This window comes from Nocardia pseudovaccinii NBRC 100343, from assembly GCF_001613225.1.
Classification (GTDB): Bacteria; Actinomycetota; Actinomycetes; order Mycobacteriales; family Mycobacteriaceae; genus Nocardia; species Nocardia pseudovaccinii.
Genome location: NZ_BDBY01000348.1, coordinates 1 through 18445, shown reverse-complemented (window position 1 = coordinate 18445; position 18445 = coordinate 1). Strand labels below are relative to the sequence as shown.

Sequence of the window (18445 nt, the reverse complement as noted above, 5' to 3'; positions counted from 1 at the left end):
ACCGCTCCGAAACTAACTGAGGCAGAACTCACCGAAGCTTTGACCGAACTGTCGGACTGGACCCGGTCCGGCGACACCATCACCCGCACGATCGAGGCCGCGAGCTTTCCCACGGGCATCGAACTCGTGCGTCAGGTCGCCGAAGTCGCGGAGAAAGCGAACCATCATCCGGATATCGATATCCGCTGGCGCCGGGTGACCTTCGCCCTGTCGACCCACGACTCGGGCGGACTCACCGCGCTGGACGTGTCGCTGGCTCGCGAGATAGATCGGCTTGCGGCGCAATCCGATTGACCATGCGCCCGGACCAGATCACCCAGCAGTAGAGCACCAGCACGCCGAGCACGTCCACGGCGCCGAGCCAGGACAGCACCCCCGGCCGCGAGATGGTCCAGATCGACGGCTGGGCGAACGAGAGCACCCACGGCACGCCGACGAGGGTGGTAACCAACCAATATCCGGCGAGTATCCGAGCGCCGGGCGCCTGTCCCAGCGGCCCGTACCGCAACCACATCACCGTGGGCAGCAGCCACACGAAGTGATGCGACCAAGAAATAGGCGAAACCATCAGCCCGAACAGCTGCACGATGATCAGGGTGCCCAGCCGATCGTCGGGACCCAGTGCGCGCCAAGCGAAGAAGGCCAGGACGGCTACGACGCCAACAGCCGCCAGCCACCACGGCCCGGATTGGACGTCATGGCCGAGCAGACGGCTCAGCACACCGCGCAGGGACTGATTCCAGACCGAGCCCACCGGACCGATCCGATCCGCGTCACCGAGCAGCGTGCCGAAGTACCGCTTCGCCTCCTTGTGGTTGATCAGGAAGCTGACCCCGACCGTCGCACCGAAGACCACCGCCGACCACACCGCGGTCCCCCACCGCCGCCGCGCCACGAAGTACAGCCCCGAAATCGCCGGTGTCAGTTTGATTCCCGCGATCACACCGATCAGGCCGCCGGACAGCCACCAGCGCGAACTGCGCACCGCGAGCATGGCCCCGAGCACCAGGAACACATTGACCTGGCCGTAGTCGATGGTGGTCCGCACCGGCTCCATCCAGATGCCGATCGCGGTCCACCAGACCGCGGCGGTGCGCCACCGCGGCTCGCGCATCCGCTCCGCGCCGAGGATCAGTTCGAAGGCGATCCACACCACTACATACAGCGCGACGGCAATGGCCAGCAGCCAGAGCACCGCGATCACGGTGAACGGAAAATAGTGCAGCGGGAAGAAGACCAGCGCCGCGAATGGCGGATAGGTGAACGGCAGCGGGAAGTCCGGGGTCTTCTCGGCGTAGGTGAAGTCGTAGAGGCGGTCGGTGAGCAGGGCCGCCGAACCGTCGACATAGACGTGCAGATCGACGAGATTCATCCCGTTCTTCGTCAGCAGCATCCACAGCAGCCTGGCCAACACGGACAGACCGAGCACCGGCACAGCCAATCGGAGACTTCGGTTCAATTCGCAGGCTTTCGAGTCGGTTCCGGGAAGGCTGCGACTAGCCTAACCGGCGCCGTGAGAGATCCCATCAATCCCCTGGACCGACCCCGGGGTGCGCGTCGAGCCCGGAGAAGGTATGTTGCGTACCGCAACCGCCGATTATCACTGATAACATTTGCATCACCTTTCACTCTGGTAACAGCGGAAAAGCGATAGCGTCTGATAACACTGATCGTCCACAACAGAAGTAGGGGCACGGCGGCTGTACAACACGGCGGTCATGTCCCTAGAGTGACCCCGAAACGATGGCTTTTTGCATCGCTCCTGTGATGTACCCGAGGTTAAGGACGGCTAGACCAGTGCTTCGCACCCGAGGATCGCGGATCGCCTTGTCCGCGCTCGCCATCGCAGCGAGCGCGTCGCTCGTTGCGCCGTCGACGGCAGTCGCGGCACCGGCCCCCGCACCCGTCGCACCGAGGAACACCATTCCGATGGTTCCCGAGGGCGTCCCGATCGATACGCTCGCCTCGCTGGCCCCGGCCATCGTCGGCGCCATCGCCGGACCTGCCGATGCCAAGCCCATCGCGGATGCCCCGAAGAACGCCATCCTCGACCAGGTCCGGGCGCTGCTCAATGCGCTGAACCTGCCGCCGCAGATCAAGTCCACGCTGGAACGGATCATCACCTTCCTGGACGGCAGCGGTGGCGGCGGCCCGGAGGTTCCGCAGGGTGGCCCGGCCATCGCCCAGTTCCTCTACCCGACCATCGGCAAGGGCTGCATCGCCGCCGGTGCCGATTCGATCGGCACCGCGCTGGCTGTCCCCGGCCCGGCCGAGCTGCCGCCGCCGGGACCGCAGGCTGGTCAGACCGGCTTCGTATTCACCGCGCTCGGCACCAAGTCGCCGACGCCGGAGCAGAATCCCCCGATGACGGTCCAGTGGCTGAATCTCGACACCCGTCAGTCCGGCGTCCAGCCGCTGACCGACGAGGCGCATATCAACCCGGACGGTCCGGCCACACTTTCGGCGATCGTGAACACCGGCTCGGGCCGGGTCGTCGCGGTCGTCGGCGGTTCGCTGACCACCAAGGCCGATGACGCCGACCCGCGGACCTGCTCGTTCCTGCCGACGCTCGGCTTCTTCACCGTCGCCTAGCTGCTGCTTTCGAAGCCCGGTGCACCTGAGGGGTCACCGGGCTTCGCTCTTTGTCGACACACGTGGTGCGAATCGCCGCGATAGCGCGCCGTCGTGAAGGGACTGTGGTAGACCAAAGTCATGGCGACTGTCGATGATTCGCTTCGGTCCGGTCCCTCGATCCATCCGGGTCATTCGATCCGGAGCAGGCGTTCGCGTCGATCGATCCTGTCCTTCCGATCGGAAGGCTCGATTCTGTCCATCGGCTCGGCCTACTCGGTCCTCTCGATCGGCAGCGTGGGCTCGGTGCTGTCCATCGGTGCCGTCGGATCCTTCGGCTCGGTGATCTCGTCCTTCTCCATCGGCAGCCTCGGCTCCGCCTTCTCCGGCATCTCCCGCTGGTCCCTGTTCTCCTGGCGCGGCGACCACGAAGCGCCCGACAACCGCCCCACCCTCCGCGTCGTCCCCGACGACGAACCCGAACTCCGCCTGGCCCCCACCTGCCACTCCCAAACCTGACGGATCAAGATCAGGTGGAATCCATGGCGGCATCGGCCGAGAAGCACCCGCCACCAGTGCCACCTGATCTTGATCCGTTAGTCACCATTGGCCGTATTCGGCGGCGAGGATGTTGTTGACGTCGACGCCGATGCCGTCGATGGCGCGTTTGTCTATTTCGATCTGGTGTAGATGCGCGGATGGGTGTACGAAACCCTTGGGGGTGCCCCAATTGTGCTGCCAGTACCAGGAACCCAGGCCCGCGGCGCGGGCCAGTTCGATGGTCGGCGCGTTGGCGTAGATGCCGACGTTCTGTTTGCCGAGCACAGACTCCCAGCCGAGGATGTACGGCGCGATCATGGTCGCGAAATCGGCCGGGGTCGGATTGTCGTCGATAGAGGCGTAGATCGGCCGGTTCTCCGGACCGCCAGCGGCCAGATGCAGTTCCAGGCCGCGATCGGCATGCTTCTTGCCCGCCTCCATACCACCGCGCCAGTCGGCGGTCGAGCCCTTGCCGAACTGGTAGTTCGACACGATCGTCAGCCCGGCGGCGTGCAGTTGATCGACCTCCTTGGCGCGTAATGGCTTCCCCTCCATCCATTCGGCGCCCGGACGACGATCGGAGACGTAACGGATGACGCCGAGGTGACCGTCATCCAGGATCGCGCCAGCGGACGGAACACCGCCCGCGTAGTCGACGAGGGTGCCGAGCACACCGGCCGCCGAAGCGCGGGGCGCTGCGACTCCGACGGCGGCGGCCGCGGCGGTGTAGGCGAACAGCTGGCGGCGAGACACAGAGATGGAACGCATCGCAGGACTCCTTCGCGCAAACCCGACATGGACAGGTAGCGTGCCCGGCGCACCTTCCCCAAGGTTCATTCGCGCGCCGGGAGCCTCGAACGTGTACTTATTTCACCATATTCACATTGGAACCGCCAGACCCACTGGAAACAGGAATTCACACTTGTCACACAGGTCGAGGGCTGGTTCTAGGCGATGCTGTCGAGCCGCGCCGCGACATCGATGGTGCGGCCCGAACTGTCGCTGAGCTCGTCCCGCACCACCCCGGCCACCTGCGCGACGACCTGCTTCTTGATACCGGCCAGCACACCGAGCGTCGCCGCCCGCACACCGCGCGCCTTGAACTCCAGCCGCAGGTCATCGGCGGCAGGCGGCGGCACATCGACGACGATGAGCAGCGGATCGGCCGCCCGCGCGGTCAGCACCAGTGGAATCTCGACATCGGCGCGATACTGGTTGGCCTTGAGCACATCGACGGTGATATCCAGGCTCACCGGCAATGTGAGATCGAAGGCGACCGGCTCATCCGAGCGATCCGTCAGCTGCGGCGTTCGAACATTGCCCTGCACCGTGACGGTGGCGGAGTCGCGCGGTCCGGCGCGCAGGGGCCCGACCTCGATGGGACGGCCCGCTATCCGCTCGACGAATTCGAAGACCCGATCGCGGGTCACGATGCGGGAGAAGAACTGATGTCCGAATTCGTCGTAGCCGATCCAGTCGAACTCGGCCTGGTCGACGTGCGCGGAACGGACGCCGTTGATGATGGCCTCGACGTCGAAGACCCGGCCGCGCCGTGCCTGCGGTTCGGCGAGCATCGCATTCACCCGATTGGCGACCTCGCGCTGCACCACCCCGGCGATCGGATCGAGCAACCACTCCCAAGCCGAATCGATGGCCTGGGCGCGGAGCACGAAGCTGACATCACGCGAGGTGATCGGCGGGATATCGATGACGATGAGCAGCGGATCCGCGGTGCGCGCATGCAGCGTGAGATCGATTTCGGCGACCGCCTCCAGCCGCATTTTCCGCCCGCCGAGCAGCACCTTCACCGACATCGTCAGCGGCACGGTCACCTCGAAGGTGACGTGCGGGCCATTGCGCAGAATAACCGGCTTGCCTACCTTGCCCTCGGCCATGAATCCGGCCAAACCCACCGGCCCGAGGGAGAACGGACCGATTGCGATGCCGTGATCGGTCATCGCGGAGACGGCGGCCTCGATCCGTTCGGCCGTCACCGCGTGGGTGACGAATCGTTCCCCGAACTCGGCGTAGTCGATCCACGCGGGATCGTCGGTCTTTTCCTCGATTGGCAGCATCAGAGTTTCCGAAACCCTCACCTCTCAACGGACAACCGACACGGTACGCGACGCAGATTTCGGCAAGGTCGGGCCGACATCCCCCACCCAGAGGTCCCTGTCCTGCTGATGAGGGGGTAGCAGGACAGGGACCGAAAGACGGCGCTGCCGGGCGCCGCCTAGTCAATGGTAAGTGCTAGCGGAGGACCCGCCGACAACGCATAGCCAATAGAAAGACCGGCTGAGTCACAACACTATTCACAAACGACCGAATCCCACCACCCCCGGCACCTCTACCAGTGCGAAACGATGGATCGCGACCTCACCGAATTCATTGCCGCCGATGGTCGTCACGGTCCCGTTCGCGGCCGTGAGCACGAAATTCGTGTGCTGGTTGAAGGGGCTCCCGTCGGCATAGAGCAGCACGTCACCGGTGCGCGGCTGATATCCCGAACCGGTCGGCGCGAAGCGGTCCGTGCCCTGGTAGTACTCCTGCAGCGTGTAGACACCCGGGATCCGCCACGATCCGGAATTCGGATTGGCCAGCGGCGCCCCCGCCTCGCGCAGCACCCAGCTGACGAAGTCGGCGCACCACGGTTCGTCGGAACCTTCGGCGTACTTCGGACCGTCGCCCTGCGCCTTGAATTCCCGTTCGAGAACCGCGACGATCCGTCCCTGGGTGGGGTCCAGCCCGGACCCATCGATCGCCGGAAAGGTGGTCAAGCGGTCTCCGGTGATTGCGGGTTGTGCGCGATCCTGCCACCAACGCAGCCGACCACACCTGCCGCGACCAGCGCAACCAACACCAAGCCGAGCACCAGCCACCGATACCGTTGCCGCTGGGCCACCTCGTGCTCCGACATATTCCCCCTCCAGGCTTTCGACTCTTGATCATTAGGACGAACGGGCCCGCCCCGCGGTTCCCCGCAGATGTGGTTTCAACCGGATGGGTGTGGGGCAGTCTCTCGAAGGCATGGCGGCCGTTGGCAATTGCCGCCCGCGCGAATTTCGTCCCGGTCGGGCGGCAGGCGCGATAGTCTCCGAGGACACCGGGCGACGGGGAGGTAAGGCCCTGGACACACTGTGGACATTCGTGGTGCATCGGCGCGCACAGCTGGTCACCGATTCGTATTTGCATGTCTCAGCGGTAGTGCAGTCGATACTGCTCGCGACGATCGTGGCCGTGCTGATCGGCATCCTGGTCTACCGCAGCCCGTTCGGATCCTCGGTCGCGACGGCGCTGGCAAGCGCCATACTCACCGTTCCGTCGTTCGCGCTGCTCGGGCTGCTGATTCCCTTCCTCGGACTCGGTGTCGGACCGACCATTACGGCGCTGGTGCTCTACGCTCTGCTGCCGATTCTGCGCAACACCATCATCGGGTTGGCCTCGGTGGACCCGGCGATCGTGGACGCCGCGCGCGGGGTCGGCATGAACCGGATCCGAGTGCTCGCACGCATCGAATTGCCGCTGGCCTGGCCGTCGATCCTGACCGGGATGCGGGTCAGCACCCAGATGATCATGGGCATTCTGGCCATTGCCGCCTATGCCAAGGGTCCCGGGCTGGGCAATCTGATCTTCTCCGGCCTGGCCCGGCTCGGTAGTCCGAATGCGGTGCCGCAGGCGCTGGTCGGGACGATCCTGATCGTCGTACTCGCGCTGATCCTCGATGGGATCTTCGTCATCGTCGGGCGACTCACCACCTCGAGGGGACTACGTGACTGATACCGAAATCCGCGGCGACAGTACGGCATCGGCGGTATCCGGCGTCGAGATCGTGCTCGACGAGGTCACCAAACACTATCCGGGCCAACGCGATCCGGCCGTCGACCGAGTTTCGCTGACCATCCCGGCGGGCGAAATCGTCGTCCTGGTCGGGCCGTCCGGCTGCGGTAAGACCACCACCATGCGGATGATCAACCGCCTCATCGAGCCGACCTCGGGCACCATCACGATCGGTGGACGCGATGTCACCGGCGTGAATCCGGACCAATTGCGCAGGGGCATCGGCTATTCCATCCAGCAGGCCGGTTTGTTCCCGCATCTGACGGTCGCGAAAAACGTTGCGACAGTGCCGGGTCTGATCGGCTGGGACCGGAAGAAGGTCGCCGCGCGAACCGACGAAATGCTCGAGCTGGTCGGCCTCGATCCCGATACCTACCGCCATCGCTATCCCAGGCAGCTCTCGGGCGGCCAGCAGCAGCGCGTCGGAGTGGCCCGCGCATTGGCCGCCGATCCGCCGGTGCTGCTGATGGACGAGCCGTTCGGCGCGGTCGATCCGATCACCCGCGGCCTGCTGCAGGACGAGCTGCTGCGCCTGCAATCCGAACTGGGTAAAACCATCGTGTTCGTCACCCATGATTTCAACGAGGCGGTGAAGCTGGGCGATCGAATCGCGGTGCTGGGCAATCAATCCCGGATTCTGCAGTACGACACCCCGGCGGCGATCCTGGCCGATCCCGCGGATGAGACCGTGGCTGGTTTCGTCGGCGCGGATGCCTCGCTCAAGCAGCTCACCCTCACCCGGGTCCGCGATGTCGAGCTCGGCAGCTGCCCGACGGCCCCCGAGTCCGATTCGGTCGACAGCCTCCGCGCCGCGCTGGCCGGACGGGATTGGCCATGGGCGCTGATTCTCGACGCGCAACAGCGGCCATTGCGTTGGGTGTCGAGTGAGCAACTGGCACAGGCGAATTCGCTGCGTGATGTCGGCTCTTCGGTCGGTGAGCAGCTGTCACTGCAATCGACACTGCAGGATGCGTTGGAGGCCTTGCTCGCCGAGCAGACCGCCACCGCGGTCGTCACCGGTCGGCGCGGTGAATACGCCGGATTGATCACGATCGACACGCTCGTCGGCCATCTGTCGGCCATGCGCGCCACGCATGCGGGCGCCGAGACGGATGCGACGACATGACTACGGCGACCACCGCACCGGCCACGGCATCGCCGACGACACTGCGTCGGGCCGAACGCATTCGGCTGCTGGTCCAACCGGCGCTCGTGCTCGTGCTCACCGCGGGTGTGCTGGCGTGGGCATTCCGGCGCGATCTCACCGTCACCCAGCAGGCCAGTATCAGCGTTTCCAATATCGCGACGGTCACCTGGCAGCATGTGCTGATCACCGCGACGGTCGTGGTGATAGTCGTCGCGGTGGCGGTACCGCTGGGCACACTGCTCACCAGGCCCGGATATCGCCTTCTGGCACCGCTTTTCGTCGGCATCGCCAATATCGGCGCTGCCGCGCCAGCGATCGGTCTGATCGTGCTGTTCTACCTCGCCACCCGCACCACCGGGTTCTGGATCGGCGTCGCGCCGATCGCCTTCTATTCGCTGCTTCCGGTGCTGCGCAATACGATCCTGGGCTACCAGCAGGTGGATCCCGCGGTCATCGATGCCGGACGCGGCCAGGGCATGTCGGCGCTGACGGTATTGCGCCGCATCGAATTTCCGCTCGCCATTCCCTATATCCTTGCCGGGCTGCGCACCTCGCTGGTACTGGCTGTCGGCACCGCGACGCTGTCGTTCCTGGTGAGCGCGGGTGGTCTCGGCATTCTGATCGATACCGGGTACAAGTTGCGCGACAACGTCACGCTGGTGGTCGGAGCCGTCCTCGCGGTCGCGCTGGCGCTGCTCGTCGACTGGCTCGGTGCGCTGGCCGAACAGTACCTGGGGCCGAGGGGGTTGAAGTGAGGGCGTGGGCGCTGGGCCTTGCGGCCGTATTCGTATTGAGCGCCTGCGGATTACAGTCCGGGAGCGCGGTCCCGCTGCGGGTGGGGCCCGGCAGTATTCGTCCCGTGCCCGAACTCGACGGTGTCTCGATTACGGTGGGTTCCAAGGACTTCACCGAGCAGAACATCCTGGGATATCTCATCGAATTCGCCCTGTCCGCAGCGGGTGCGCAGGTCCGGGATCTGACGAATATCCAGGGCTCCAACAGTGTTCGCGATGCCCAGCTGCACGGTCAGATCGACATCTCCTACGAATACACCGGCACCGGGTGGATCAACTATCTCGGCAACGAGACACCGGTTCCGGATGAAGTCGGACAGTTCGCGGCGGTGCGCGACGCGGATCTGGCCGCGCACGGCATCGTGTGGACGGATATGGCCCCCATGAACAACACCTACGCACTGGTGATGAGCGCCGATACCGCAAAGGAAACGGGTGTCGTCACGCTGTCCGACTATGCCCGGCTGATCGCCACCGATCCCGCCGCCGCCGCCACGTGCGTCGGCACCGAATTCAATGTGCGCCAAGACGGTTATCCCGGAATGGCGCGTAAGTACGGGATCGATGTCGGCAAGGTGCACAAGCAGATCGTGCAGGATGCGGTGGTCTATCAGGCCACCGCCGATGCCAAGCAGTGTCGGTTCGGTTCGGTCGCCGCCACCGACGGACGGATTCCGGCGCTCGGGCTGGTCCTGCTGAAGGACGATCTGGGCTTCTTCCCGAAATACAATGCGGCGCTGGTGATGCGGAAGTCCTTCGCGGACGCGCATCCACAGGTCGCCGACATCATGGCGCCGATATCGAAGAAACTGACCAATGCGGCGATCACCGAATTGAATCGCCAGGTCGACGTGGATGGCCGCGAACCCGCTGAGGTAGCGCGGGATTGGATGGTGGCGGAAGGGTTCGTCACCGCGCGCTGACCGGTCCGAGCGTGCACTCTGCACGCTCGGACCCGGTCGAATCAGGCTTGCGGATCGCGACCCAGGTAGCGCAGCAATTCGGCGACCGCCGTGTCATCCGCAGCGCCGTCGACGATCGCGGCGTAGGCACCCCACTGACGCAGCGGCTCAACGATTTCCGCCGCTGGGCCGCCGCCGGGCGCCGGGTTCATGGTCCGCGCCGCGGTGAGCAGGTATCCGGCGAGTTCATCGTTCAACGGGGACGGCTGTCCGGTCGCGATCGCGATATCCCAGGCGTGCACGGCCGCGTCCAAGGCGCACATGACCGCGGCGACGGGGGTCGGCAGGGCGCCGTGCGGCAGCGGAGTGGGTATGGTCTCCGTCTCGTCGGTGACGGTGGCCCAGGCGGTCGCGGTCTGCTCGACCGCATCACGGACCAGCTCGGAGGCCGTGCCGTCGATGGCGCCGGACGGTGCGAAGGGGTTGTAGGTGGGGCCGATTCCGATACCGAGCGCCTTGGCGAAGGCGAGCTGATCGCCCGCGGCGTGCTGAATCACCTGCGTGACATCCCATTCCGAGCACGGGGTCGCCAGCTGCCACTGGTCGTCGCCGATACCCGCGACCACATCGGTCAGTGCGCGGTAGGAGGTGGCGAGGACATCACGCCAGACGGGGCGCAGGGTCGCGGTGGCGTCGGCGGCGGTGGTGATGTTCATGGCTGGCCTTTCTCTTTCCTTCTTGCTGATGTCACCAAGCCTATGAGGCCATTAGGCTAGTTTCGTTCCTAATACATCGGCTTCATCCAAAAAAGATTTCCGGAGGCGACAGTGGCGGCCACCACAACGCGCGTTCTTCGCCTGCTCTCGCTGCTGCAAGACCGCGCGCATACCGGCCGTGAGCTGGCCGAACGGCTCGACATCACGGACCGGACGCTGCGCAACGACATCCAGCGACTGCGCGAACTCGGCTATCCGGTGCACGCCGAGCGGGGTGCGATCGGCGGTTACCGACTCGGCCGCGGCAGCTCCATGCCGCCGCTGCTGCTCGACGACGATGAGACTGTCGCGGTGGCCGTGGCCGTCGGCCTGGCCGAGGACGGCTCCACCGGCATCGCCGATATCACCGAGAACGCGGCCCGCGCACTGGCCAAACTCGAGCAGATCCTGCCGAAACGCCTGCAGCGCAAGGTCACCGCGCTGCGCAACGCCACCGCCATCGGACCGGCGACCACCGGCTCACGCGAACCGGATGCACCAGTCCCGGCCGCGATACTGACCACGCTCGCGAGCGCCATCCGCGATGGCGCCACCGTGCACATCGGCCTGAATCCCGCGGACAACGAAATCGAGCCCTACCGCATGATCAACTGGCAGCGCCGCTGGTATCTGGTCGCCTATGACCTCGAAACCCATTCCTGGCGCGCGATTCCCGTCGCCCAGGTGCAGCGCGCCGTCGCGGGGTCGCGTCGCTTCGCCGCACGGTCACTGCCCGACGACGATCTGGTGGCCTTCGTCATGCGCCATATCGCCAGCACGGGCTGGAAGGTGCATGCCCGGGTGACGGTCCTGGCGCCCGCTGAGACGGTGATCGCCCGCATCAACCCGGCCGTCGGCGTGGTCGAGGCCGTCGACGCCGATACCTGCATCCTGCTGACCGGCGCGGATGCCCTGGAGACCATCGCCATCTACCTGAGCATGCTGATGATGGACTTCCGGGTCGACGGCCCACCGGAACTGGTTGCGCACCTGCGCACCCTCGCGCGGCGTTATACCGAGTCGGTGGAACTGGCACCTTAGCGTTATCGAAAGCGTTATCGAAGGTCGCGGCAAGGCTTTTGGGGCGAGGTTAGGCTGCTGACCCGGCTATGTGAACGGGGGGATCAACTCTTGATCCCGAGGGAATCAGGAGGCATACCACCATGGCGGATACCCGCCCTTCGATCGCCCGCTACCTGCGCGAGCGCCGTGCAGCGGCCGGACTCACCCAGGCCGCGATGGCCGTGGCAACCGGCTTCCCGCAGACGGTGATCGAGGATTTCGAACAGGGCGTGGTCGCGCCGACCCCGGCGACGCTGGGCCGGTTGTTCGATGCGCTGGGCGTACCGGTGTTCTTCCGCGACCACATCGTGAGTCTCACGCAGGCGAGCCAGTTTCCGGAGACCTTCGGCCCGGCGCCGAGCGTGCCGCTGCCCACCGATCTGCGCACTTTGCGCAGCCTTGCCCAGCCCGCCTGGTTCCAGATCGTGCCCACCTTCGATCTGGTCGCCGCGAACTCCGCTTACCTGCGCCTCTTTCCCGGACTCGAGCCCGGCGACAATATCCTCGAGTGGACGATGCTGAATCCGGCGGCCCGACAGGCCGTGCACGAGTGGCACAAGGAAGCGCATCTGATGGTCTACGCGCTACGGATGGTGGCGCCCGGCCTGGTGCCGCAGGAGCGACTGGACAAGATCATCTCCGCCTGCCGCACGGCGCCGGAGTGGGAGCAACTGTGGCTCACCGATGTCGCACCGGCCGATATCGCCAGGCAGTGGATCCACGTGCGCGATCCGGCGCGTCGCGAACCGCGCCGAATGACATTGAACGTCTTCATGTCCGAATTCCCGCGGCGGCCATGGTGGATGTACACCCTGGTGCCGATCGACTGAACCGCAGGCCGTCGAACGGCCTCGGGGCCGATCCTCGCCGCCTGAGGATCGGCCCCGTGGCCGTTCGGGCTCATGATCCGATGATCAGGCGTGCCCGGTCTTATCGGCGGCATCGGCTGCCTTGCGCATCGGAATGACGAGCGTGAGCACGATGGCGACCAGGGCCGCGGCCGTGGCGATCAGGAAGGTGGTGTGGAAGCCGTCGCGCGAAGGCAGTACATGCGAGCCGAGCTGCATTGTCATGTGGGCGAGCACCACGCTCATCACCGCCGCCGAGGTCGAAGTACCGATCGAGCGCATCAGCGAGTTGAGGCCGTTGGCCGCGGCGGTCTCCGTGAGCGGCACCGCGCCCATGATCAGCGCGGGCATCGCGGCATAGGCCAGACCGACACCGCCCGCGACGATCATCGCCGAGATCATGAGCTCCCAGACGCTGTTCATCAGCACTACGGCACACAGATAACCGACCGCGATCACCGCCGAACCGAGCGCCAGCGTGACCTTCGGGCCGCGCGCCGCCGACAGCCGCGCCGACACCGGCGACAGCAGGATCATCACGAATCCCGTTGGGGCCAGCGCCAATCCGGCATTGACCATGGACAGGCCGAACCCGTATCCGGTCTGCTCCGGCGCCATCATCAGCTGCGGGAAGGTCAGCGACATGCCGTAGAGCGCGAAGCCGACCGCGATGGAAGCGAGGTTGGTGAACAGGACGCGCGGCCGCGCCGAGACCCGCAGGTCGACCAGCGGTGAGCGCTGCTTCAGTTCGAAGTAGCCCCAGATGAGGAATGTCACGAGGGAGAGCGCGAACAAGCCCAGCGTGCTCGCACTGCCCCAGCCCCAGTCCGCACCCTTGGTGATCGGAATCAGCAAGGCCAGCAACGCAATCGACAGTCCGACCGCACCACCGAAATCGAAACGCGCGGGCGTGCGCACCGGCGACTCCGGTACGAAGACGAAAACCAGTGCGGCACAGACGACACCGAGCCCGGCCGCGGTCCAGAACAGCATGTGCCAGTCCGCATTCTGCGCGATCGCCGCCGCCAGCGGCAGGCCGAGCGCGCCGCCGACACCGAGCGTGGCACTCATGATCGCCATCGCGGAACCCACCTTCTCGGCGGGCAATTCGTCACGCATGATGCTGATGCCCAGCGGGATCGCGCCGACCGCCGCACCCTGCAGCGAGCGCCCGATGATTTCGGGCGCCAGCTCGGAGGACAGCGCGCACACCACCGAACCGGCGACCATCGACACCAGATTGGCGAACAGCACCCGGCGCTTGCCGAACATATCGCCGAGTCGGCCACTGATCGGGGTCGCGACGGCACCGGCCAGCAGGGCCGCCGTGATCACCCAGGACGCATTGGACGCCGAGGTGTCCAGCAACGTCGGCAACGTGGGAATGATCGGGATGACCAGCGTCTGCATCAGCGATACGACGACACCGACCATGCCCAGGGTCGCGATGAGTAGGCCGGATGCGGGACGGCGCCGGGCGTCGTTCTGGGTGACGGTCGAAGACGCGTCGGCTGCAACAGTCATGAATATGTACGGTACATATCCTATGTATCGTGCACAATTTGCAATCGGCGTGATTCAGCCGACATAGTGTGGGCCATGCCCGAATCAGGACACGAGAATGACGATGAACTCACCCGCCTCGTCTTCGAGTTGACCCTGCTCTCCCGGCACTTTCCGGCCTCGCTGTTGCGCAGGCCGGGCTTCCAGCTCGACCGGTCGGCGTATCTGATCCTGACCAGACTGGAGATGGACTTCCCGCTCAGCCTGCGCGAGCTGTCGGAGGCCTTTCAGCTCGATATCTCCACCATCAACCGGCAGGTCGCCGCGATGTTGAAGCAGGGCTTGGTCGAGCGCGTCCCCGATCCGGACGGCGGCATTGCCCGCAAGATCCGGGCCAGCGCCAAGGGCTTGGAATTGGTGACCGCCGATCGCGAGCAGAGTCAGGAGGGCATCGGCGCGGTCGTCGCCGACTGGACGGCCGCCGACATCGCGCAGTTGAGCGGGCTCATCTCTCGGTTCAATATGTCGATAGAGCATCTCGAGGAGAATCCGTGGCCGCGTCCGCCCGGTCGGTAGGCCACCGAGTGGCGCGGCACGGGGCGTCGGGCAATATCGCTGCGGTGAGGTTCGGGTTCGGGGTGGTCGCGGCGTCACTGTTCGTGGCGTCGCCGCTCGCCGTCAGCTGCGGACTCGATACCGAGGCCGACGAATGGAACGGCTGGACGGTGACGGTGTACTACACCGCGGTCGAGTCCTATCACTCCGGACCGCTCGAAACCGTACGCGGCTGCAGCGATCTCGAATGCACCGACGCCAATGTCGAAATCGGCTCGTTACCAGGGGATTTCATCGACGTGGTGCGTGATGAGGGCACCGGCCGGATCACCAGCGGCGGGCACGCGGGGCAATATCTGAACTGGTCCTACGATGTCGGCTTCTGGCTCGACACCGAGCCGCGGGACACCCGAGGCGAGGCGCTGCATCCGTTCGAGAGTGCGGCCGCCGATGGCATCGAATCGGGAACTCGATTGCGGCTCACCGGTTGCGGGAACGCAAAGTCCGACAACGTATGCGGCAAATTCAGCGCCGCAACTTGGACGATCGGTGACGAATTCACGCCGGGACTCGGCGGCCCACAGCATCTGGACCTCTACATCGGCGAGGAAACCTCCGAAAGTTTCACCGAGGGAACGGATTTCGTGACGTTCACCGGTGCGACGCTCGAACCCGTCGAGCCCTGACCCCATTCGAAATACATGCCGGGCGTAATGCCGTAGCAGCGCCGGACCCAGCGGGTCAGATCGGCTTGATCGGCGAATCCGGCATCGATCGCCGCCTGGCTGATCGGTCGGCCCGCGGCGATCAATCGGCGCGCCGTGCGCAGTCGCAGCAGTCGTTGGTAATCGCTCGGTGCCAGACCGTAATTGGTGCGGAAGGCGCAATACAGTGCGAATCGGCTGCATTCCGCGGCTTCGGCCAGATCGTCCATAGAGATGGGGTCCAGATAGCGATCGTGCAGTACCGCGCGGACCCGTCGTGCGATATCGGGCTGCCGAGCCAGCCTGTACCACAGCGGTTCTCGTCGGCGTTCGGGTGCCGCGCTGCACCAGTGCCGCGACCGACGCGGCCGATGCCTCGTCGGCGGCGGGGCCGATCAGACTCGCACAAAGCCTGTGCAGAGCGGATGACAGCACCGGATCTCGGAGAACGGGGTCGGCGAACAACGGCAGACCGGTCGCGCGGCCCGCGCGGTCGGAGAGCAGATCGGTGATCAACTCGGATCCGATATGCGCGATCCAATAGGTGAATCCGCTCGGCGCGCTGCCCACCGCTCTCGCATATGTCCTCTATTACCGAGCGGTGAGTCAGGTCGGACCGGCGACCACGGCGGCGGCGATGTTCCTCGTGCCCGCCTTCGGTCTCAGCTGCGCGTGGATGTCGCTCGGGGAGTCCATCTCGCTGACGCAAGCTCTCGGGGCCGCACTAATGTTCGTCGGCGCCTGGCTGAACAGTCGCCGCGCCGCACCGCGCGAAGCGACGCCCTGTCGGAGCCGGTCGACGTGCGTTCCTGAGGTTTGGATGGCCGTCGGCGAGGCATTACGTGGATGACACGACCGTCTGAGCTAGGAGGATCGCGTGTCTTCTGCAGTGATAGCAATTGTGGTCGTCGTGGTGGCGGTTCTGGTCGTGGCCGGGTTGCTGGTCGCGGCTTGGCCGATGCTGCGGAGAAAGCGGCTGCGCGAGAAGTTCGGGCCCGAATACGACCGGACCAGGGAAGAGCTGGACAGCCGTAAAGCCACCGACCGCGAACTGACCGAGCGGGAGCGGCGTCATGCCGAGCTCGATATCCGGGAGCTGTCGGAGCAGGAGAAGCAGCGGTATCGCACCGAGTGGGCGCGGATGCAGGAGCGCTTCGTCGACGCTCCGGCGGATGCGGTGACAGCAGCCGATGTGCTGGTGGCCGACATCATGGCCGAGCGCGGCTACCCCACCGAAGGGTATGACCAGCAGCTCGCCGATCTGTCCGTCGAGCATGCGGCGACGGTCGGCCACTATCGCGCCGCGCACGAGATCGCGATCCGGCGCTCCGATACCCGAATCTCCACCGAGGATATGCGATTCGCGGTGGTGCAATACCGCGAGTTGTTCGAGGACCTGCTCGGCGGTGCGCCGGACGAGAAGAAGGATGCGAAGCGATGAGTACGGAACAGGATCGGGAGCGGAATCTGGAAAATGAAGTGCCGGAAGGTGTTTCGCCGACCGGAACACGCACCGGGACCGAGGGTGATTCGGCTGCGTCATATGGGTCGGCGCCGATTTCGGAGGCCGAGGCGAGCGGGAGCGGGGCCACGTCGGCCGAGCGGGAGGGCGCAGTCGAGAGCGCTGCGGACGATCGCAGAGCTGCGGGCGGTGGCACGGCTGCGGGCGAGAGCACAGCGGTGGCAGGCGAGCGCACGACCGCAGGGCAACAGGAAATCGGAGATCGGCCGCTCTTCGGTGCTGCCGATGTCGAGCGCCTGCGCACCGCATGGCGGCAGCTGCAGGGCAGTTTCGTGGACAGCCCGCACGACGCGGTGACACAGGCCGACGATCTGGTCATGGCGACGGTTCAGCAGTTGTCCGCCGCGCTGGCCGAGCGGAAGCAGTCGCTGGAACGGCTGTGGTCGCGCGAGGAGGACGGCGATACCGAGGATCTGCGGCTGGCGCTGCGCAGCTATCGCGCCTTCTTCGACCAGTTGGTCGGCACCGGGAAGTAGCGCGGTTCAAGCCGAGGCGGCTAATGAGTTCAGCTGCAGGCTCTTGTATCGAGTTTCCTCGATGTGCGGCACAGTGGCGGTGACCGCGCTCCCCGGCGGCGCCGCGTTCACCCCGGCCTGGCCCAACCCGCGCGACAACATCCTCGCCGGACTGGAACGCCTCATCTCCGCCGGATGAGGTATGTGAAACACGTATGTCGCCTCGGCGCGCCGATACCATAGGCTTGCGCCGTGATTTCCGAGCGTGCAGTGGTCGACGGGCGTTTCGAGTTGCTCGAGCCGCTCGGCAGCGGCGGTATGGGGACGGTGTGGCGTGCGTATGACCTCGCGCTGCATCGCGAGGTCGCACTCAAGGAGGTGCGGGCCGAGACCGATGGCGCAGGCTCGCCCGGGGTGCACCGCGAGCGGGTGCTGCGGGAGGCCAGGGCGCTGGCCCGGATCGGTCACCCGAATGTCGTTGCCATCCACCACATCGTGGATTCATCCGAAGTGGCGCATCCATGGATCGTCATGGAACTGGTTCGCGGGCAAAGTCTCGCCGACCACCTGATGGGTGGACCGATGCAGCCCTCGCAAGTGGCGCACCTCGGCCGGGGCATCCTGGCCGCCCTTCGTGCCGCGCATCAGGTGGGCGTACTGCACCGCGATATCAAACCCGCGAATGTGCTGCTGCGCGAAGACGGTTCCCCGGTCCTGACCGATTTCGGTATCGCAGCGCTCAACGATATGACCGGATTGACCTCCACCGGCAGTGTGGTCGGCTCGCTGGATTATGTTGCGCCGGAACGGCTCAGCGGCCAGGAGGGACACACGGCCTCTGATCTGTGGTCACTCGGTTTGCTGCTGTATTTCGCGGTGGAAGGATTTCACCCGATGCGGCGGGAGTCGACCGTTGCCACGCTCGCTGCCGTGATCAGAGGGGAAGTGCCGCCGCCGCAGCGCGCCGGGGTGTTGACGGCGGTTTTGACGGCGCTGTTGGTGCCCGATCCCGATCGTCGGCCGAGTGCCGAGCAGGTGGATCTGATGCTTGCGCAGGCGGTTGGGTTTGCCGGTGCGCCAACGGTGTTCGATGTGCCGGGTGGGGGCAGTGGTGCGGCGGCTTCTGGCGGACTGGGCGCGGGCAGTGGTCCGGGGGCCTTCGGTGGGTCGGGCGCAGGTAATGGTCCAGGGGTGTTCGGCGGGGTGGGTGCAGGCACTGATCCTGGAGCCTTCGGCGGGCAGGGCGCGGG

23 protein-coding genes are annotated in these 18445 nt (G+C 65.8%); 15 read left to right on the top strand and 8 right to left on the bottom strand.

Going from position 1 to position 18445, the window contains the following annotated elements; genetic code table 11:
• On the top strand, window positions 1-294 hold a 294-nt coding region (locus NP3_RS38270), incomplete at its 5' end, for a 4a-hydroxytetrahydrobiopterin dehydratase (protein WP_245721283.1).
• Here the strand turns inward: NP3_RS38270 and NP3_RS38265 are convergent.
• Complete coding sequence (locus tag NP3_RS38265) at window positions 233-1459, bottom strand: mannosyltransferase (RefSeq protein WP_063046599.1); 1227 nt, start codon at window positions 1457-1459, stop codon at window positions 233-235. The genes NP3_RS38270 and NP3_RS38265 overlap by 62 nt on opposite strands.
• A 338-nt stretch (window positions 1460-1797) precedes the next feature.
• Between NP3_RS38265 and NP3_RS38260 the strand changes: the two genes are divergently transcribed.
• Window positions 1798-2592, top strand: coding sequence for an Rv1157c family protein (locus NP3_RS38260; RefSeq protein ID WP_063046598.1), 795 nt, complete (start codon window positions 1798-1800; stop codon window positions 2590-2592).
• A gap of 120 nt (window positions 2593-2712) precedes the next feature.
• Window positions 2713-3090: a hypothetical protein gene (locus tag NP3_RS38255; protein ID WP_063046597.1), complete on the top strand. Its 378-nt coding sequence runs from the start codon at window positions 2713-2715 to the stop codon at window positions 3088-3090.
• Between the two features lie 81 nt (window positions 3091-3171).
• On the opposite strand, the gene NP3_RS38250 is transcribed toward NP3_RS38255, so the two are convergent.
• From NP3_RS38250 to NP3_RS49465, 4 genes are all read right to left on the bottom strand, one after another.
• Window positions 3172-3879 carry a DUF1906 domain-containing protein gene (locus tag NP3_RS38250; RefSeq protein ID WP_063046596.1) on the bottom strand — a complete coding sequence of 236 codons (708 nt, stop codon included), beginning with the start codon at window positions 3877-3879 and terminating at the stop codon, window positions 3172-3174.
• 179 nt (window positions 3880-4058) lie between these two features.
• Complete coding sequence (locus tag NP3_RS38245; RefSeq protein WP_063046595.1) at window positions 4059-5186, bottom strand: hypothetical protein; 1128 nt, start codon at window positions 5184-5186, stop codon at window positions 4059-4061.
• Window positions 5187-5423: 237 nt separating this feature from the next.
• Window positions 5424-5888: a CHAP domain-containing protein gene (locus NP3_RS38240; protein WP_245721282.1), complete on the bottom strand. Its 465-nt coding sequence runs from the start codon at window positions 5886-5888 to the stop codon at window positions 5424-5426.
• Window positions 5885-6028 carry a hypothetical protein gene (locus NP3_RS49465; RefSeq protein ID WP_169814656.1) on the bottom strand — a complete coding sequence of 48 codons (144 nt, stop codon included), beginning with the start codon at window positions 6026-6028 and terminating at the stop codon, window positions 5885-5887. Before NP3_RS49465 ends, NP3_RS38240 begins: the two co-directional genes overlap by 4 nt.
• A 209-nt stretch (window positions 6029-6237) precedes the next feature.
• On the opposite strand from NP3_RS49465, the gene NP3_RS38235 reads away from it, so the two are divergent.
• Genes NP3_RS38235 through NP3_RS38220 form a run of 4 tightly spaced genes read left to right on the top strand, consistent with a single transcriptional unit; the run spans window position 6238 to window position 9812 of the window.
• Window positions 6238-6888, top strand: a complete 651-nt coding sequence (locus NP3_RS38235) for an ABC transporter permease (RefSeq protein ID WP_063046603.1) — start codon at window positions 6238-6240, stop codon at window positions 6886-6888.
• On the top strand, window positions 6881-8074 hold the full coding sequence (locus NP3_RS38230; RefSeq protein ID WP_063046594.1) for an ABC transporter ATP-binding protein: 1194 nt from the start codon (window positions 6881-6883) through the stop codon (window positions 8072-8074). The genes NP3_RS38235 and NP3_RS38230 overlap by 8 nt, the downstream gene beginning before the upstream one ends.
• Window positions 8071-8850 carry an ABC transporter permease gene (locus tag NP3_RS38225; protein ID WP_063046593.1) on the top strand — a complete coding sequence of 260 codons (780 nt, stop codon included), beginning with the start codon at window positions 8071-8073 and terminating at the stop codon, window positions 8848-8850. The genes NP3_RS38230 and NP3_RS38225 overlap by 4 nt, the downstream gene beginning before the upstream one ends.
• Window positions 8847-9812 carry a glycine betaine ABC transporter substrate-binding protein gene (locus NP3_RS38220; protein ID WP_063046592.1) on the top strand — a complete coding sequence of 322 codons (966 nt, stop codon included), beginning with the start codon at window positions 8847-8849 and terminating at the stop codon, window positions 9810-9812. The genes NP3_RS38225 and NP3_RS38220 overlap by 4 nt, the downstream gene beginning before the upstream one ends.
• Before the next feature lie 41 nt (window positions 9813-9853).
• Here the strand turns inward: NP3_RS38220 and NP3_RS38215 are convergent, their stop codons facing one another.
• Window positions 9854-10507, bottom strand: a complete 654-nt coding sequence (locus tag NP3_RS38215) for a TIGR03086 family metal-binding protein (RefSeq protein WP_063046591.1) — start codon at window positions 10505-10507, stop codon at window positions 9854-9856.
• 111 nt (window positions 10508-10618) lie between these two features.
• On the opposite strand from NP3_RS38215, the gene NP3_RS38210 reads away from it, so the two are divergent.
• Window positions 10619-11587, top strand: a complete 969-nt coding sequence (locus tag NP3_RS38210; protein WP_063046590.1) for a helix-turn-helix transcriptional regulator — start codon at window positions 10619-10621, stop codon at window positions 11585-11587.
• Between the two features lie 122 nt (window positions 11588-11709).
• On the top strand, window positions 11710-12438 hold the full coding sequence (locus tag NP3_RS38205; RefSeq protein WP_063046589.1) for a helix-turn-helix domain-containing protein: 729 nt from the start codon (window positions 11710-11712) through the stop codon (window positions 12436-12438).
• 84 nt (window positions 12439-12522) lie between these two features.
• Here NP3_RS38205 and NP3_RS38200 read toward each other — a convergent pair whose 3' ends face one another.
• Window positions 12523-13980 carry an MFS transporter gene (locus tag NP3_RS38200; protein WP_063046588.1) on the bottom strand — a complete coding sequence of 486 codons (1458 nt, stop codon included), beginning with the start codon at window positions 13978-13980 and terminating at the stop codon, window positions 12523-12525.
• Window positions 13981-14055: 75 nt separating this feature from the next.
• Here NP3_RS38200 and NP3_RS38195 point away from each other — a divergent pair, with 75 nt between their 5' ends.
• Both NP3_RS38195 and NP3_RS38190 read left to right on the top strand, forming a co-directional pair.
• Complete coding sequence (locus tag NP3_RS38195; protein ID WP_063046587.1) at window positions 14056-14535, top strand: MarR family winged helix-turn-helix transcriptional regulator; 480 nt, start codon at window positions 14056-14058, stop codon at window positions 14533-14535.
• Entirely contained in the window at window positions 14511-15200 is a 690-nt protein-coding gene (locus NP3_RS38190) for a hypothetical protein (protein WP_245721281.1), read from the top strand. Before NP3_RS38195 ends, NP3_RS38190 begins: the two co-directional genes overlap by 25 nt.
• Here the strand turns inward: NP3_RS38190 and NP3_RS38185 are convergent.
• Window positions 15110-15448 (bottom strand): helix-turn-helix domain-containing protein, encoded by a 339-nt coding sequence (locus tag NP3_RS38185; protein WP_063046586.1) that lies wholly within the window; start codon window positions 15446-15448, stop codon window positions 15110-15112. The two genes, NP3_RS38190 and NP3_RS38185, sit on opposite strands and share 91 nt — an antisense overlap.
• A gap of 314 nt (window positions 15449-15762) precedes the next feature.
• Here NP3_RS38185 and NP3_RS51685 point away from each other — a divergent pair, with 314 nt between their 5' ends.
• The 4 genes from NP3_RS51685 to NP3_RS38165 form a co-directional block, all read left to right on the top strand.
• Complete coding sequence (locus tag NP3_RS51685; RefSeq protein WP_063046585.1) at window positions 15763-16068, top strand: EamA family transporter; 306 nt, start codon at window positions 15763-15765, stop codon at window positions 16066-16068.
• Between the two features lie 27 nt (window positions 16069-16095).
• Complete coding sequence (locus tag NP3_RS38175) at window positions 16096-16659, top strand: hypothetical protein (protein ID WP_063046584.1); 564 nt, start codon at window positions 16096-16098, stop codon at window positions 16657-16659.
• On the top strand, window positions 16656-17216 hold the full coding sequence (locus NP3_RS50035; RefSeq protein ID WP_218025013.1) for a hypothetical protein: 561 nt from the start codon (window positions 16656-16658) through the stop codon (window positions 17214-17216). Before NP3_RS38175 ends, NP3_RS50035 begins: the two co-directional genes overlap by 4 nt.
• Window positions 17217-17447: 231 nt before the next feature.
• On the top strand, window positions 17448-18445 hold a 998-nt coding region (locus tag NP3_RS38165; protein ID WP_218025012.1), incomplete at its 3' end, for a serine/threonine-protein kinase.

Excerpts from the sequence above, each read along its gene's own strand:
- NP3_RS38255 (WP_063046597.1), top strand. The coding sequence starts at position 2,713 with ATGGCGACTGTCGATGATTCGCTTCGGTCCGGTCCCTCGATCCATCCG.
- NP3_RS38250 (WP_063046596.1), bottom strand. The coding sequence starts at position 3,879 with ATGCGTTCCATCTCTGTGTCTCGCCGCCAGCTGTTCGCCTACACCGCC.
- NP3_RS38245 (WP_063046595.1), bottom strand. The coding sequence starts at position 5,186 with ATGCTGCCAATCGAGGAAAAGACCGACGATCCCGCGTGGATCGACTAC.
- NP3_RS49465 (WP_169814656.1), bottom strand. The coding sequence starts at position 6,028 with ATGTCGGAGCACGAGGTGGCCCAGCGGCAACGGTATCGGTGGCTGGTG.
- NP3_RS38225 (WP_063046593.1), top strand. The coding sequence starts at position 8,071 with ATGACTACGGCGACCACCGCACCGGCCACGGCATCGCCGACGACACTG.
- NP3_RS38215 (WP_063046591.1), bottom strand. The coding sequence starts at position 10,507 with ATGAACATCACCACCGCCGCCGACGCCACCGCGACCCTGCGCCCCGTC.
- NP3_RS38205 (WP_063046589.1), top strand. The coding sequence starts at position 11,710 with ATGGCGGATACCCGCCCTTCGATCGCCCGCTACCTGCGCGAGCGCCGT.
- NP3_RS38200 (WP_063046588.1), bottom strand. The coding sequence starts at position 13,980 with ATGACTGTTGCAGCCGACGCGTCTTCGACCGTCACCCAGAACGACGCC.
- NP3_RS38195 (WP_063046587.1), top strand. The coding sequence starts at position 14,056 with ATGCCCGAATCAGGACACGAGAATGACGATGAACTCACCCGCCTCGTC.
- NP3_RS38185 (WP_063046586.1), bottom strand. The coding sequence starts at position 15,448 with ATGGACGATCTGGCCGAAGCCGCGGAATGCAGCCGATTCGCACTGTAT.
- NP3_RS50035 (WP_218025013.1), top strand. The coding sequence starts at position 16,656 with ATGAGTACGGAACAGGATCGGGAGCGGAATCTGGAAAATGAAGTGCCG.